The 824-nt window shown below is 65.5% G+C and carries 1 protein-coding gene; it reads left to right on the forward strand.

Features of this window, described 5'->3' with window-relative positions; translation table 11 throughout:
- Positions 1-153: 153 nt before the first annotated feature.
- Positions 154-824, forward strand: a 671-nt coding sequence (locus tag DM995_RS20430) for an ATP-binding cassette domain-containing protein (protein WP_232824591.1), incomplete at its 3' end; no start/stop codon positions are given.

Consider the following 824-nt stretch of genomic DNA (forward strand, 5'->3'; position numbering starts at 1 on the left):
GAAGAGGCATTCCATGACATTCAAACCAGTGTTGCACTTCAAACGTGAATCCACAGGCTCGCCGATATCGCGCTGGAAAAGCCCGAGGATACGCGCGGCTCCGGAAGCCGCACGGGCCGCGCTCCGCTGCGCGGCGAGATCACGTTGAAGGACGTGCGCTTCGCCTATGGCAAGGACGATCCGGAGATCGTGCGCGGGGTCGATCTGGTCATTCCGCCGGGGGATTCGCTGGCGATCACCGGCCCGTCGGGCGGCGGCAAGTCGACGCTGCTCAAGCTGATCATGGGGCTCTATGCGCCGACATCGGGCCAGATCCTGATCGATGGCGAGCCGCTCTCGCGCGTCGGCGTGGACAATTTCCGCCTCCTGTTCGCCACCGTGATGCAGGACGACGTGCTCTATGCGGGCAGCGTCGCGGAGAATATCGCGTTCTTCGATCCCGACATGGACCTGGAGTTCGTGCTGCATTGTGCGCAGCTCGCGTGCATCCATGACGAGATCGCCGCCTTCCCGATGGGATATGACACTTTGGTCGGCGAAATGGGCGCGTCGTTCTCCGGCGGGCAGAAGCAGCGGCTGTTCCTCGCCCGCGCGCTCTATCACCGGCCGAAGATCCTGCTGCTCGACGAAGGCACCGCCAATCTCGATCAGAGCAAGGAGGCCGAGGTCAACGCGAACCTCGCCGCGCTCAACATCACCCGCATCATGGTCGCGCACCGGCCCGAGACGATCGCCACCGCCCGGCGCGTGGTCGAGATGCGCGACGGCGTGCTGCGCCCGGCCAGCCAGCTGCACAGCCTGCCGCCGCTGCCCCCGGTCATGGG

It is taken from the genome of Blastomonas sp. UPD001 (genome assembly GCF_003426715.1).
In the GTDB taxonomy this organism is placed as follows: Bacteria; Pseudomonadota; Alphaproteobacteria; order Sphingomonadales; family Sphingomonadaceae; genus Blastomonas.